Source organism: Thiocapsa sp. C2-2m, from assembly GCF_041903745.1.
Lineage (GTDB): Bacteria > Pseudomonadota > Gammaproteobacteria > Chromatiales > Chromatiaceae > Thiocapsa > Thiocapsa roseilacustris.
Genome location: NZ_JBBWVD010000040.1, coordinates 1 through 14,900, shown reverse-complemented (window position 1 = coordinate 14,900; position 14,900 = coordinate 1). Strand labels below are relative to the sequence as shown.

At 62.3% G+C, this 14,900-nt stretch carries 10 protein-coding genes; all 10 read left to right on the top strand.

Annotation, left to right across the window (positions count from 1 at the left end):
- The first annotated feature begins 110 nt into the window (after positions 1 to 110).
- Positions 111 to 545 (top strand): 50S ribosomal protein L11, encoded by a 435-nt coding sequence (gene rplK, locus AADX97_RS23960; RefSeq protein ID WP_007195676.1) that lies wholly within the window; start codon positions 111 to 113, stop codon positions 543 to 545.
- Positions 545 to 1,240, top strand: a complete 696-nt coding sequence (rplA, locus tag AADX97_RS23955) for a 50S ribosomal protein L1 (RefSeq protein WP_374234968.1) — start codon at positions 545 to 547, stop codon at positions 1,238 to 1,240. The genes rplK and rplA overlap by 1 nt, the downstream gene beginning before the upstream one ends.
- Positions 1,241 to 1,506: 266 nt before the next feature.
- Positions 1,507 to 2,034, top strand: coding sequence for a 50S ribosomal protein L10 (rplJ, locus tag AADX97_RS23950; RefSeq protein ID WP_374234969.1), 528 nt, complete (start codon positions 1,507 to 1,509; stop codon positions 2,032 to 2,034).
- A gap of 51 nt (positions 2,035 to 2,085) precedes the next feature.
- The gene (gene rplL, locus AADX97_RS23945) at positions 2,086 to 2,463 is read left to right on the top strand and encodes a 50S ribosomal protein L7/L12 (protein WP_374234970.1); all 378 of its coding nucleotides are present in this window, start codon (positions 2,086 to 2,088) and stop codon (positions 2,461 to 2,463) included.
- A 241-nt stretch (positions 2,464 to 2,704) separates the two neighbouring features.
- The gene (rpoB, locus tag AADX97_RS23940; protein WP_374234971.1) at positions 2,705 to 6,877 is read left to right on the top strand and encodes a DNA-directed RNA polymerase subunit beta; all 4,173 of its coding nucleotides are present in this window, start codon (positions 2,705 to 2,707) and stop codon (positions 6,875 to 6,877) included.
- Positions 6,878 to 7,166: 289 nt separating this feature from the next.
- On the top strand, positions 7,167 to 11,378 hold the full coding sequence (rpoC, locus tag AADX97_RS23935; RefSeq protein ID WP_374234972.1) for a DNA-directed RNA polymerase subunit beta': 4,212 nt from the start codon (positions 7,167 to 7,169) through the stop codon (positions 11,376 to 11,378).
- Positions 11,379 to 11,722: 344 nt separating this feature from the next.
- Positions 11,723 to 12,097, top strand: coding sequence for a 30S ribosomal protein S12 (rpsL, locus tag AADX97_RS23930; RefSeq protein WP_007195682.1), 375 nt, complete (start codon positions 11,723 to 11,725; stop codon positions 12,095 to 12,097).
- A 52-nt stretch (positions 12,098 to 12,149) separates the two neighbouring features.
- The gene (rpsG, locus tag AADX97_RS23925) at positions 12,150 to 12,620 is read left to right on the top strand and encodes a 30S ribosomal protein S7 (protein WP_007195683.1); all 471 of its coding nucleotides are present in this window, start codon (positions 12,150 to 12,152) and stop codon (positions 12,618 to 12,620) included.
- A 41-nt stretch (positions 12,621 to 12,661) separates the two neighbouring features.
- Positions 12,662 to 14,758 (top strand): elongation factor G, encoded by a 2,097-nt coding sequence (gene fusA / locus AADX97_RS23920; RefSeq protein WP_374234973.1) that lies wholly within the window; start codon positions 12,662 to 12,664, stop codon positions 14,756 to 14,758.
- A gap of 21 nt (positions 14,759 to 14,779) precedes the next feature.
- Positions 14,780 to 14,900 (top strand): GTP-binding protein (locus AADX97_RS23915; RefSeq protein WP_374238653.1); only part of this gene is annotated, 121 nt, incomplete at its 3' end.

Below are 14,900 nucleotides of genomic sequence, written 5' to 3'. Positions count from 1 at the left end.
TTCACTGCCGTCGCCGTCCGTGCGGCGTCGATACCGAGTCCCCGTGAGGGACCTTTGTCGGGGGAGCCGAGACTCGATCTGCGGCGTCAGCACCCCACTGGAGAAAAACCATGGCGAAAAAGATCAACGCCTACATCAAGCTGCAGGTCAAGGCAGGCGAGGCGACTCCAAGCCCGCCCGTCGGTCCTGCGCTTGGTCAGCACGGCGTCAATATCATGGAGTTCTGCAAGACGTTCAACGCGCGTACGCAGGAGCTCGAGAAGGGGATGCCGATCCCGGTTGTCATCACGGTCTATTCGGATCGTAGCTTCACCTTCATCACCAAGACACCGCCGGCCTCCATTCTCCTTAAAAAGGTGATGGGGATCCAGAAGGGCAGTCCGAATCCGAACACCAACAAGATCGGTGTCGTGACGCGCGAGCAGCTTGAGCAGGTCGCCACCGCGAAGATGCCTGATCTGACTGCTGCTGATATGGATGCGGCCGTCCGCACCATCGCAGGTAGTGCCCGTGCGATGGGACTCGATGTCGAGGGGGTGAACTGATGGCTCGTCTATCCAAGCGCATGCGCGCGATTCAAGAACGCGTCGAGCGCGGCAGACTCTACCCGGCGGAAGAGGCATTCTCTCTCCTCAAAGAGCTGTCGCACATCAAGTTTTCGGAAAGCGTCGATGTCGCCGTGAATCTCGGTGTCGACCCGCGTAAATCCGATCAGGTCGTGCGCGGCTCGACCGTTCTGCCTCACGGCATCGGTAAGACTGTACGGGTGGCGGTGTTCGCCCAAGGAGCGTCCGCGGATGCCGCGAGCGAGGCCGGCGCTGATCGCGTGGGGTTCGATGATCTCGCAGAGGACATCAAGGCCGGCAAGCTCGATTTCGATGTCGTGATTGCCTCGCCGGATGCCATGCGTCTGGTCGGACAGCTCGGCAAGATCCTCGGCCCCCGCGGGCTGATGCCGAACCCCAAGGTCGGCACGGTGACTCCCGATGTTGCCGAGGCGGTTCGCAACGCCAAGGCGGGACAGGTCCGCTACCGTACGGACAAGGCCGGCATCATCCATTGTCCGTTGGGCAAGGCCGATTTCGAGCCCGTGAAACTGCGGGAGAATCTCGAAGCCCTGCTTGCGAATCTCATGAGATCCAAGCCGAGCAGCTCGAAAGGCGTTTACATGCGCAAGGTCACGGTCTCGACCACCATGGGCCCGGGCCTGACCGTGGATCACGCGGGGCTCAGTTTTTAATGTGATCTCGCGGGGCTTGTGCCCTGCGACATCCGGTCTTCTTTGGGGCCCCGGCGAAAGCCGGGGGCTGTCAAAGACCGCAGGTGTCCCCCGCCCGAAAAGGATTCGGTGTTGCGGACTTAATGGCTTGCCTGCCTGCGCAGACGGTGCCCCCGAATCAGTCGTTCTGCTGGTGACGGTGCACATGATCGCCCTGGGGTGCGCGCTGGATGCGTGCACTCGACGGCACCGGCTCAGGCCGGGTTTACCGACAAGAGGTGACGAACATGGCGCTCAGTTTTGCGCAAAAAGAAATCATCGTCGCCGAGGTCGCGGAAGTCGCCAAAGGTGCCCATTCGGCCGTCGGGGCCGAGTATCGGGGCTTGACCGTGGAACAGATGACACGGCTTCGCGTGGAAGCGCGCAAGGCCGGAGTCTATGTTCGCGTGGTCAAGAACACCTTGGCACGACGTGCGTTGCAGGATACGGACTTTGCGTGCATGAGCGAGGGGCTGAAAGGCCCGTTGGTTCTCGCCTTCTCGCAGGAAGACCCCGGTTCGGCTGCGCGCGTCATGGAAGCCTTTGCAAAGGACCACAACAAGGTCGAGGTGCGTCTTGTCGCCCTCGGAGGCAAGCTGCTTGATCCCTCGGAGCTCGGCAATCTCGCCAAGATGCCGACCCGCGATCAGGCGATCAGCTTGCTCATGGCCGTGCTGAAGGCGCCCGTGCAAAAGCTTGCAGCGACGATAAACGAGGTGCCGGGCAAGTTGGTCCGCACCATCGCCGCGATTCGCGATGCGAAAGAGGCCGCTTAGGCGGCTTCGTCCACCAGCAAATCCATTTTAGAGAAATCTCAGGAGCTCACCATGGCCGTCTCGAAAGACGAGATCCTTGAAGCAATCGGCAACATGACCGTGCTGGAGGTCGTCGACCTCATCAGCGCGATGGAAGAAAAATTCGGCGTGACCGCCGCCGCCGCCGTGGCCGCCCCGGCTGCCGGCGCCGGTGTGGAAGCCGCACCGGTCGAGGAGCAGACCGAGTTCGACGTCATCCTGGCATCGTTCGGTGCCAACAAGGTTGCGGTCATCAAGGCCGTACGCTCCCTGACCGGCCTCGGCCTGAAGGAAGCGAAGGACGCCGTCGAAGGCGCACCGACGACCCTGAAGGAAGCCGTTTCCAAGGGCGAGGCCGAAGAGGCCAAGAAGCTCCTCGAAGAGGCTGGTGCCACGGTCGACGTGAAGTAACGGCGCATTGCGTCGAGCCTTCTTTCGGTGGGACCTTCGGGCTGGCGGCGAGTAGCCGTCGGCCTTTCGCCGTTTGGTTTTGGCGATCCGAGTCGGCGACTCGGCTTGCCGGTGGCGCCCATAGACCGGGCGACGTCGTCGATGACGACCTGACCGCAGAGGTCCAACCCCGACGCCCGCGACCCGCCGCGGCGTCGAACCCCGTCCCGGACACAAGCACGTATTTCGAGGGAAAGGCATCATGGCCTATTCGTTCACCGAAAAAAAGCGCATTCGTAAAGACTTCGGCAAGCGTCCGAGCATCCTGGACGTGCCTTTCCTGTTGGCGACGCAGATCGATTCCTATCGCGAGTTCCTGCAGGCCGACCGGCCGATCGGGGACCGGCGCGACGTGGGTCTTCATGCGGCCTTCAAGACCGTCTTTCCGATCGAGAGCTACTCGGGCAACGCCGTTCTCGAATACGTGAAGTATCGGCTCGGCGATCCGGTATTCGACGAGCGCGAGTGTCATCTGCGCGGTGCAACCTTCGCCGCACCCTTGCGCGTGCTGTTGCGTTTGGTGATCTACGACCGTGATGCCCCGGCCGGCTCCAAGGTCATCAAGGACGTGCGCGAGCAGGAGGTCTACATGGGCGAATTGCCGCTCATGACCGGCACCGGCACCTTTATCATCAACGGCACCGAGCGCGTCATCGTCTCGCAGCTGCACCGTTCTCCCGGTGTCTTCTTCGACCACGACAAGGGCAAGACCCACTCCTCGGGCAAGCTGCTCTTCTCGGCGCGGGTCATCCCGTACCGCGGATCCTGGCTCGATTTCGAGTTCGATCCCAAGGACAACGTCTTCGTGCGCATCGACCGTCGCCGCAAGCTGCCGGCCACCATCCTGCTGCGCGCGCTGGGCTACGGCGTCGAGGATATCCTCGAGCGCTTTTTCGTGACCGACACCTTCCGGATCCGCGATCGGTCGGTCACGCTCGACCTGGTTCCGGAGCGCCTACGCGGCGAGACGGTCGGATTCGATGTCATGCTCGGTGACGAGCTGCTCGTGGAATCCGGGCGTCGCGTGACCGCTCGGCATATCCGCGAGCTTCAGAAGGCCGGCGTGGAGCGCCTCGACGTCCCATCCGACTTCCTGATCGGCCGGGTCCTGGCCCATCCGCAGATCGACACCGAGACCGGCGAGGTGATCGCCGAGGCGAACGCCGAGATCACGCCGGAGCTTCTCGAAACCATCTTCGAGAAAGGCATCGAGACCCTCGAGACGCTCTTCGTCAACGACCTGGATCACGGACCCTACATCTCCGAGACGCTGCGGATCGATCCCACCACCAGCGACCTCGAGGCGCAGGTCGAGATCTACCGCATGATGCGTCCCGGCGAGCCGCCGACGAAGGAGGCGGCCCAAAACCTGTTCCACAACCTCTTCTTCACCCCGGATCGGTACGATCTTTCCGCCGTGGGCCGAATGAAGTTCAATCGGCGTCTCGGGCGCACCTCCGAGGAAGGGCCGGGCGTCATCTACGACGGGCGCTATTTCAGCGGTCGAAACGACGAGCTCTCCAAGCGGCTCCATCAGGAGCAGGGCGAGACCTCCGACATCATCGATGCGCTCAAGGTCTTGGTGGAGCTGCGCAACGGCCGCGGTAGCGTCGACGATATCGACCACCTCGGCAATCGGCGCATCCGCTGCGTCGGCGAAATGGCCGAGAACCAGTTCCGCGTGGGTCTGGTGCGGGTGGAGCGAGCGGTCAAGGAGCGTCTGTCGCTCGCCGAGTCCGAGGGGCTCATGCCGCAGGAGCTCATCAACGCCAAGCCCGTCTCGGCCGCGATCAAGGAGTTTTTCGGCTCCAGTCAGCTCTCGCAGTTCATGGACCAGAACAACCCGCTGTCCGAGGTGACCCACAAGCGTCGCGTCTCGGCACTCGGTCCGGGCGGTCTGGCGCGCGAGCGTGCCGGGTTCGAGGTGCGCGACGTGCACCCGACCCATTACGGTCGCGTCTGCCCGATCGAGACCCCTGAAGGTCCGAACATCGGTCTGATCAACTCCTTGGCCGTTTATGCGCGGACCAACTCCTACGGTTTTCTGGAAACCCCCTACCGCAAGGTGGAAGGTGGCCGGGTGACCATGGACATTCAGTACCTATCGGCGATCGAGGAAGGCAACTTCGTGATCGCGCAGGCCAACGCCACGCTCGACGACGAGGGTCACCTGACCGACGCCCTGGTGTCCTGCCGTCATGCCAACGAGTTCACGATGCGCGCGCCCGAGGAGGTCCAGTTCATGGACGTCTCGCCGCGTCAGATCGTCTCGGTGGCGGCATCCCTGATCCCCTTCCTCGAGCACGACGACGCCAACCGGGCGCTGATGGGCTCGAACATGCAGCGCCAAGCGGTGCCGACCCTGCGGGCCGAGAAGCCGCTGATCGGCACCGGCATGGAGCGTGTGGTTGCCAAGGATTCGGGCGTCTGTGTGGTCGCGCGTCGCGGCGGTGTCATCGAATCGGTCGATGCCGCGCGCATCGTGGTGCGGGTCAACGACGATGAGGCTGTGCCCGGCATCCCCGGCGTGGACATCTACAATCTCACCAAGTACACGCGGTCCAACCAGAACACCTGCATCAATCAGCGGCCGTTGGTCAAGCCGGGCGATGTCGTTGCAGTGGACGACGTGCTCGCGGACGGGCCTTCCACCGACATGGGCGAATTGGCCCTGGGGCAGAACCTGCGGGTCGCCTTCATGCCCTGGAACGGGTACAACTTCGAGGACTCGATCCTGCTCTCCGAGCGTCTGGTGCAGGAAGATCGCTTCACCAGCATTCACATCGAGGAGCTGGCCTGTCTGGCCCGCGATACCAAGCTGGGGCCGGAGGAGATCACGAGCGATATCCCCAACGTCGGCGAGTCGGCCTTGGCTAAGCTCGACGAGTCGGGCGTCGTCTATGTCGGTGCGGAGGTGCGCGACGGCGACATCCTGGTCGGCAAGGTCACGCCCAAGGGCGAGACCCAGTTGACGCCCGAGGAGAAGCTGCTGCGTGCGATCTTCGGCGAGAAGGCGTCCGATGTGAAGGATACCTCGCTGCGTCTGCCCTCCGGGATGAGCGGCACGGTCGTCGATGTGCAGGTCTTCACCCGCGATGGCGTGGACAAGGACAAGCGTGCGCTCCAGATCGACGAGATGGAGCTCGACCGCGTGCGCAAGGATTTTGCCGACCAGCAACGCATCATGGAGAACGACACCTTCCAGCGTGTGGAGCGACTGCTGGTCGGCAAGGTTGCCGACGGCGGGCCGCGCAATCTGGCCTCGGGCGCGAAGATCACCAAGGCCTATCTGCAGGAGCTTGCATCCAACGGCTCGCGCGATCAGTGGCTCGAAATTCGGATGCGCGCCGAAGACGTCGCGACCCAGCTCGAGGCCGTTGCCGCACAGATCAAGCAACAGCGGGAGGAATTCCGCGATCGTTACGAGGTCAAGAAGCGCAAAATCTCAAGCGGCGACGATCTCGCCCCGGGCGTGCTCAAGATGGTCAAGGTGTACGTGGCCGTCAAACGCCGCGTCCAGCCCGGCGACAAGATGGCCGGGCGCCACGGCAACAAGGGTGTTATTTCCAAGGTGGTGCCGATTGAGGACATGCCCTTCTCGGCGGACGGCGAGCCGGTGGACATCGTTCTGAATCCGCTCGGTGTGCCTTCGCGCATGAATGTCGGGCAGGTGCTCGAGACCCATCTCGGCTGGGCGGCCAACGGGCTCGGTGTGAAGATCGAGAAGATGCTGCGTGCGCATACGGCGGTCGTCGAGCTGCGTGCCTTCCTCGAGAAGGTCTACAACACCAGCGGCAAGCGCGAGGACCTCGCCAGCTTTACCGACGAGGAGATCTTGGATCTGGCGCGTCATCTGACGCGGGGCGTACCTCTGGCGACGCCGGTGTTCGACGGCGCGACCGAGGAGGAGATTCGGGCGATGCTCAAGCTCGCCGACCGCGACAATTCCGATATCGGCATCCCGAGCGGCCAGACCCAGCTCTACGACGGGCGCACCGGCGATCCGTTCGAGCGACCGGTCACGGTCGGTTATATGTACATCATCAAGCTGAACCACTTGGTCGACGACAAGATGCATGCGCGCTCCACCGGGCCTTACAGCCTGGTCACCCAGCAGCCATTGGGCGGCAAGGCACAGTTCGGCGGGCAGCGGTTCGGCGAGATGGAGGTCTGGGCTCTGGAGGCCTACGGCGCCGCCTACACCCTGCAGGAGATGCTCACCGTGAAGTCCGACGACGTGAACGGACGCACCAAGATGTACAAGAACATCGTGGACGGCGACCATCGGATGGAAGCGGGCATGCCCGAGTCGTTCAACGTGCTCGTGAAGGAAATTCGGTCGCTGGCGATCAACATCGAGCTGCAGCAGGACTGAACCGAGTCCGGAGGGGTTTGCGAGGATTGAGCCCCTGCGTGGCCGAATCGCAATCAACGCGCGTTGGCGCGACGCGGTTCAGGACCTTTATTTTTGTTGTTCTGAACCGCGTCGGCTCCGTCGTTTGTGAAGAGTATCGAGGCCGAGTCAAATGCGACCAGAGTGTATGTCGCAGTGGACGCGGTTCAGTTCTTGGCCCTTGGCATCGAGTGCCGGGCTCCGCTTTCGAGCGGATCTCGAGCGGTCGGCCGATTGCTGATCATCGTCATTGTAGGCAGGAGATAAGATCTTGAAAGATCTACTTAAAATCATCAAGCAGCAGGGTCAGGCACTGGAATTCGACGCGATCAAGATCGGACTCGCCTCTCCCGAGATGATCCGTTCCTGGTCCTACGGCGAGGTCAAGAAGCCGGAGACGATCAACTACCGGACCTTCAAGCCGGAGCGTGACGGGCTGTTTTGCGCCAAGATCTTCGGTCCGATCACGGACTACGAGTGCATCTGCGGCAAGTACAAGCGTCTGAAGCACCGCGGTGTGGTGTGCGAGAAGTGTGGGGTCGAAGTCACGCTGGCGAAGGTCCGGCGCGAGCGCATGGGCCATATCGACCTAGCGAGCCCGGTCGCGCACATCTGGTTCTTGAAGTCCCTGCCGTCGCGTATCGGTCTGCTGCTGGACATGACCTTGCGCGACATCGAGCGCATCCTCTATTTCGAGTCCTTCGTGGTGGTGGACCCGGGCCTCGTGGTCGACTTGGAGCGTGGTCAGCTGCTCAACGACGAGCAGTATCTCGAAGCGCTGGAGGCGAACGGCGACGAGTTCGACGCGCGCATGGGTGCGGAGGCCGTCTACGAGCTGCTGCGCACCATCAAGTTGGAGGACGAGGTCCGGCGCATGCGCGAGGACATCGAGACCACCAACTCCGAGACCAAGATCAAGAAGCTCTCCAAGCGCTTGAAGCTCATGGAATCGCTGATGGCCTCGGGCAATCGTCCGGAGTGGATGATCTTGACCGTTCTGCCCGTCCTGCCGCCCGAGCTGCGCCCCCTGGTGCCGCTGGACGGCGGTCGGTTCGCGACCTCGGACCTTAATGACCTCTATCGGCGGGTCATCAACCGCAACAACCGTCTCAAGCGTCTGCTTGACCTGGTTGCGCCCGACATCATCGTGCGCAACGAAAAGCGCATGCTGCAGGAGTCGGTCGACGCGCTGCTCGACAACGGGCGCCGCGGTCGCGCGATCACGGGCACCAACAAGCGCCCGCTCAAGTCGCTTGCCGACATGATCAAGGGCAAGCAGGGTCGGTTCCGTCAGAACCTGCTCGGCAAGCGCGTCGACTATTCGGGCCGCTCGGTCATCGTGGTCGGCCCGACCCTGATGCTGCATCAGTGCGGTCTGCCCAAACGCATGGCCCTAGAGCTCTTCAAGCCCTTCATCTTCAGCAAGCTGCAGTTACGCGGCCTGGCGGCGACCATCAAGGCTGCCAAGAAGATGGTCGAGCGCGGCACGCCCGAGGTCTGGGACATCCTCGACGAGGTCATCCGCGAGCACCCGGTGATGCTCAACCGCGCGCCGACCCTGCATCGCCTCGGCATCCAGGCCTTCGAGCCGGTCCTGATCGAGGGCAAGGCTATCCAGCTGCATCCGCTGGTCTGCACCGCCTTCAATGCGGACTTCGACGGCGACCAGATGGCCGTACATGTGCCGCTGTCGCTCGAGGCGCAGCTCGAAGCCCGCGCGCTCATGATGGCATCCAACAATATCCTCTCGCCCGCCAATGGCGAGCCGATCATCGTCCCTTCGCAGGACGTGGTACTCGGGCTCTATTACATGACCCGCGAGCGCGTCAACGCAAAGGGCGAGGGCAGCGTCTTCTCCGATATCGACGAGGCGCGCCGTTCCTACGAGACCGGCCACGCCGATCTGCATGCGCGCTGCAAGGTGCGTATCCGCGAGGTGATCAAGCACAAGGACGGCACGATGGAGGAGAACACGGCGATCCGGGCGACGACCCTGGGTCGAGCCCTGGTGTTCGCCATCGTTCCCGACGGACTGCCGTTCGATCTGGTCGACCGTGCGCTCGGCAAGAAGCAGATCTCGCGCTTGATCAATACCTGCTACCGCCAGCTCGGTCTGAAGGAGACTGTGGTCTTCGCCGACCAGGTCATGTACATGGGCTTCCGTATGGCGACGCGTTCCGGCGTCTCGATCGGTCTGGAAGACATGGCGGTCCCGGAGGAGAAGGCGGGGATCCTCGCGGCCGCCGAGAAGGAGGTCAAGGAGATCCAGGATCAATACGCGTCCGGGCTCGTGACCAACGGCGAGCGCTACAACAAGGTCGTCGACATCTGGTCGCACACCAACGATCGCGTCGCCAAATCCATGATGAGCAAGCTCGGCAAGGACAGCGTCATCGATCGCGACGGCAACGAGGTCACTCAGGACTCCTTCAACTCCATCTACATGATGGCGGACTCCGGCGCGCGTGGCTCGGCGGCACAGATTCGGCAGCTCGCCGGTATGCGCGGTCTCATGGCCAAGCCGGACGGCTCCATCATCGAGACGCCGATCACCGCGAACTTCCGCGAGGGTCTGAATGTTATTCAGTACTTCATTTCCACGCACGGTGCGCGCAAGGGCCTGGCCGATACGGCGCTCAAGACCGCCAACTCGGGTTATCTGACCCGCCGTCTGGTCGATGTGGCGCAGGACATGGTAGTACTCGAGGTCGATTGCGGCACCGAGGGCGGGTTGATCATGACACCCATCATCGAGGGCGGCGACGTGGTCGAGCCTTTGCGCGAGCGCATCCTCGGACGCGTTGCGGCCGTCGATGTCTATCAGCCCGGCGCCGACGAGCTGGTCTGCGAGGCCGGGACCCTGCTCGACGAGTCCTGGGTGGAGCGCTTCGAGACCTTCGGTATCGATCAGGTCCGCGTGCGCTCGCCGATCACCTGCGAGTCCCGGCTCGGTGTCTGTGCCCAATGTTACGGACGCGATTTGGCGCGCGGGCATCGCGTGAACCTCGGCGAGGCGGTGGGTGTGATCGCCGCCCAGTCGATCGGCGAGCCCGGCACTCAGCTGACCATGCGCACCTTCCACATCGGTGGCGCGGCATCGCGGGCCGCGGCGGTCAACAGCATCGACATCAAGAACGCCGGCTCGGTACGCCTTCACAACATTAAGGTCGTCGAGCATCACTCGGGCAAGAACCTGGTCGCGGTCTCGCGCTCCGGTGAGCTGACCGTCGTCGACGATCGCGGGCTCGAGAAGGAGCGCTATAAGGTGCCCTACGGCGCCAGCCTGCGTGCCGCCGACGGCGATCCCGTGAAGCCGGGCGACGTCGTGGCCAACTGGGATCCGCATACCCATCCGGTTGTCACCGAGGTGGCCGGCAAGCTGGCCTTCGAGGACTTCATCGAGGGCGTGACCGTGCAGGGTCAGGTCGACGACGTGACGGGTCTGACCTCGCGCGTCGTCATCGATCCCAAGCAGCGGCCGTCCTCGGGCAAGGATCTGCGTCCGATGGTCAAGTTGCTCGACGAGGACGGCAACGAGCTGAAGATCGCCGGTACGGATCTGCCGGCGCGCTACTTTCTCCCGGCGGGCGCCATCGTCGGCGTGGAGGATGCGGGGAACGTTGGCGTCGGCGACATCTTGGCGCGTATTCCGCAGGAGTCGAGCAAGACGCGCGACATCACCGGCGGTCTGCCGCGTGTTGCGGACCTGTTCGAGGCCCGCAAGCCGAAAGAGGCGGCCTTGCTCGCCGAGGCCAGCGGCACGATCGGGTTCGGCAAGGACACCAAGGGCAAACAGCGCCTCGTCATTACCATGGACGACGGCGAGACGGTCGAAGAGCTGATCCCCAAGTGGCGCAACGTTAATGTCTTCGAAGGGGAGCGCGTGGAGCGGGGCGAGATCATCGCCGACGGCGAGCTGGCCTCGCACGACATCCTGCGCTTGAAGGGCGTCACCGCCTTGGCCGAATACCTCGTCAAGGAGATCCAGGACGTCTATCGGCTGCAGGGCGTGAAGATCAACGACAAGCACATCGAGGTGATCGTTCGCCAGATGCTGCGCAAGGTCGAGGTCACCTCCGCGGGCGACACCCGTTTGCTGCGCGGCGAGCAGGTCGAGCATGCGCACCTGATGGACGAGAACAAGCGGGTCATGGCCGAGGGCAAGCAGCCAGCGCTCTACGAGCCTCTGCTGCTCGGTATCACCAAGGCGTCGCTGGCCACGGAGTCCTTCATCTCGGCCGCGTCCTTCCAGGAGACGACCCGCGTATTGACCGAGGCCGCGGTGCGCGGCTCTACCGACCGCCTAGCTGGTCTGAAGGAGAACGTCATCGTCGGTCGCCTGATCCCCGCAGGATCCGGTCTAGCGCATCACCAGGAGCGGCGTCGGCAGCGGCAAATGGAGATGCCCGCGTCAGGGAAGGTCGAGATGGCGACCGAGGAGCTCGAAGAGGCATTGAAGAAGGCGCTTAATACCTCCGGGTGACTTCGGTTCACGCGTTGCTGCGGGGCGCCGCTTCGGAGTACCCGCACCATTCGCATCGTACGGGATCGGAGTTTCACACCGCTTCGGAGCCGATGGTGTGGCTAACTGGTTGACACCACCGGTCCTCCTCCCTATACTGCTCGGTCTCAGCTAGACGGCTCCTCGCCGTCTAGCCTCTTTTTTTCTAGGTCTGGTTCCTTGGTCTGGGTATCCGTCCGCCCGGTCCCCGAGTCGATCGATCGCATACGTGCGGCTGTGCCGTCTTAACCAGTCGGCCCGCGGTCGCGCAAGAGTGATTTTACGCTTGTGTATTCGGCGCCGCTGCGCCTTTGGAGACTGATTGCATGGCAACGATCAACCAACTCGTGCGCAAGCCCCGCAAGCGTGTCGTGGCGAAAAGCACCGTACCTGCACTCGAAGCCTGTCCTCAACGACGTGGCGTTTGTACGCGGGTTTATACCACGACTCCGAAGAAGCCGAATTCCGCTCTGCGTAAGGTCGCTCGCGTTCGGTTGACCAACGGGTACGAAGTCGCCTCCTACATTGGTGGTGAAGGTCATAACCTACAAGAGCACTCGGTGGTGCTGATTCGTGGCGGGCGTGTCAAAGATCTTCCCGGTGTGCGCTATCACACGGTACGCGGCACGCTCGACACCTCGGGTGTCGAGAAGCGGCGTCAGGGCCGTTCCAAGTACGGCGCCAAGCGCCCCAAGAAGTGACCCGGTCGCAGATCGGTCAGCCCAATTGAGTGATATCGGAGGCTAAAAGAACATGCCGAGAAGACGCGTTGCCGCCCGTCGCCAGATCCTTCCCGATCCTAAGCACGGAAGCGAGCTCCTGACCAAGTTCATCAATATGATGATGGAGGACGGCAAGAAGTCCGTCGCCGAGCGTATCATCTATACGGCGCTCGATCAGGTGACCGAGAAGAAAGGCGGACGTCCGGTCGAGTTGCTCGAGCAGGCGATGGACAATGTGCGCCCGGCGGTCGAGGTCAAATCACGACGTGTCGGCGGCGCGACCTACCAAGTTCCGGTTGAAGTGCGCTCGACGCGGCGAAATTCGCTGGCGATGCGTTGGATCATCGACGCGGCACGCAAGCGTTCCGAGAAGTCGATGGCGCTGCGCTTGGCCGGCGAGTTGATGGATGCCGCGGATTCTCGTGGTTCCGCCGTGAAGAAGAAAGAAGATACGCATCGGATGGCCGAAGCAAATAAGGCCTTCTCGCATTACCGCTGGTAGCAGCGGAGACCGAGTTTCATTCAATCAGGGCGGATACAGTCGTGGCACGTAGCACCCCAATCGAGCGGTATCGCAATCTCGGCATCATGGCACACATCGATGCCGGGAAAACAACGACCACCGAGCGCGTACTCTTCTACACGGGTGTCTCGCATAAGCTCGGTGAGGTGCACGACGGCGCCGCCACCATGGACTGGATGGAGCAGGAGCAGGAGCGCGGGATCACCATTACCTCCGCTGCGACAACCTGTTTTTGGAAGGGAATGAGTCGGGACCGTCCTGAGCATCGGATCAATATCATCGACACGCCCGGGCACGTCGACTTCACGATCGAGGTCGAGCGGTCGCTGCGTGTACTCGACGGTGCCTGTGCGGTGTTCTGCGCCGTGGGCGGTGTCGAGCCGCAGTCTGAAACCGTCTGGCGTCAGGCGGACAAGTACGGCGTACCGCGGATCGCGTTTGTGAACAAGATGGATCGCATGGGCGCAAACTTCTTCCGCGTCGTGCAACAGGTCAAGGACCGGCTCGGTGGCAACGCCGTCCCGATTCAGGTTCCGATCGGTGCCGAAGAGGACTTCAAAGGCGTCGTCGATCTCGTCCAAATGAAGGCCGTCTATTGGGACGAGGCGTCCCGCGGTATGGAATACGAGCTTCGCGAAATTCCCGAAGGTCTGCAGGATCTCTGTGAGGAGTGGCGTGAGCATATGGTCGAGGCCGCTGCCGAGGCCAATGAAGAATTGATGGAGAAGTATCTCGAAGGCCATGCCTTGACCGAGGCCGAGATTATGGCCGGTCTGCGTGCCCGCACGCTGAAGAGCGAAGTTGTGCCCATGATGTGCGGCTCCGCCTTTAAGAACAAGGGCGTCCAGGCGATGCTGGATGCGGTTCTCGACTACATGCCGTCGCCGGTCGATGTGCCGGCCATCAAGGGAATTCTCGACGACAAGGACGAGTCCGAAGGCGAGCGTCAGGCCTCGGATGATGCGCCGTTCGCGGCACTTGCGTTCAAGATCGCAACCGACCCCTTCGTCGGCACGCTGACTTTCTTCCGTGCCTATTCGGGTGTGCTCAAGTCCGGGGACACCATCTACAACCCGGTCAAGCACAAGAAGGAGCGCATCGGCCGTATCCTGCAGATGCACGCCAACGAACGCCAGGAAATCAAAGAAGTCCATGCCGGTGATATCGCCGCAGCGGTCGGACTGAAGGATGTCACCACGGGTGACACCCTGTGCGATCTCAACAAGGTGATTACGCTTGAGCGTATGGAGTTTCCCGAGCCGGTTATTTCGGTTGCGGTGGAGCCCAAGACGAAGAGTGACCAGGAGAAGATGGGCGTGGCCCTCTCGAAGCTGGCGCAGGAGGATCCGTCCTTCCGCGTGCACACCGACGAAGAATCCGGTCAGACCATCATCTCCGGGATGGGCGAGCTGCATCTGGAGATCATCGTCGACCGGATGCGTCGCGAGTTCAAGGTCGAGGCCAACGTCGGTGCGCCGCAGGTCAGCTATCGCGAGACGATCCGCAAGAGCGTGGAGCAGGAAACCAAGTTTGCGCGTCAATCCGGTGGCCGTGGTCAATACGGTCATGTCTATCTGAGGATCGAGCCGCAGGAGGCAGGCATCGGATACGAGTTCGTCAATGCGATCGTCGGCGGTACAGTTCCCAAGGAATACATCCCGGCGGTCGACAAAGGCATTCAGGAGGCGATGAAGAACGGCATCCTCGCCGGATTTCCGATGGTGGATATCAAGGTTACACTCTACGACGGCTCATACCACGAGGTCGACTCGAGTGAAATGGCCTTCAAGATCGCCGGGTCGATGGGTATCAAAGAGGGCGCGGCCAAAGCCAAGCCTGTTTTGCTTGAGCCTATCATGAAGGTCGAGGTCGTGACGCCCGAAGAGAACATGGGCGATGTCATGGGCGATCTGAATAGTCGTCGCGGCATGATCCAGGGGATGGACGATGCGCCATCCGGAAAGATCATCCGTGCAGAGGTCCCCTTGTCCGAGATGTTCGGCTATGCGACGGACCTCCGGTCGGCCACCCAGGGAAGGGCGACCTACAGCATGGAGTTCTGTAAGTACAACGAAGTGCCCGCCAGCATTGCCGAAGCGGTCTCAAAGAAACAGTAACGACGACAGGGGTAGAGTGGGATGTCCAAAGCAAAATTCGAGCGCAGCAAGCCACACGTGAACGTCGGCACGATCGGCCACGTCGACCACGGCAAGACGACCTTGACGGCGGCGATCACGACGCACCAGGCGAAGCAATTCG

Coding starts and splice junctions, on each gene's coding strand:
- rplK (WP_007195676.1), top strand. CDS start 111: ATGGCGAAAAAGATCAACGCCTACATCAAGCTGCAGGTCAAGGCAGGC.
- rplA (WP_374234968.1), top strand. CDS start 545: ATGGCTCGTCTATCCAAGCGCATGCGCGCGATTCAAGAACGCGTCGAG.
- rplJ (WP_374234969.1), top strand. CDS start 1,507: ATGGCGCTCAGTTTTGCGCAAAAAGAAATCATCGTCGCCGAGGTCGCG.
- rplL (WP_374234970.1), top strand. CDS start 2,086: ATGGCCGTCTCGAAAGACGAGATCCTTGAAGCAATCGGCAACATGACC.
- rpoB (WP_374234971.1), top strand. CDS start 2,705: ATGGCCTATTCGTTCACCGAAAAAAAGCGCATTCGTAAAGACTTCGGC.
- rpsL (WP_007195682.1), top strand. CDS start 11,723: ATGGCAACGATCAACCAACTCGTGCGCAAGCCCCGCAAGCGTGTCGTG.
- rpsG (WP_007195683.1), top strand. CDS start 12,150: ATGCCGAGAAGACGCGTTGCCGCCCGTCGCCAGATCCTTCCCGATCCT.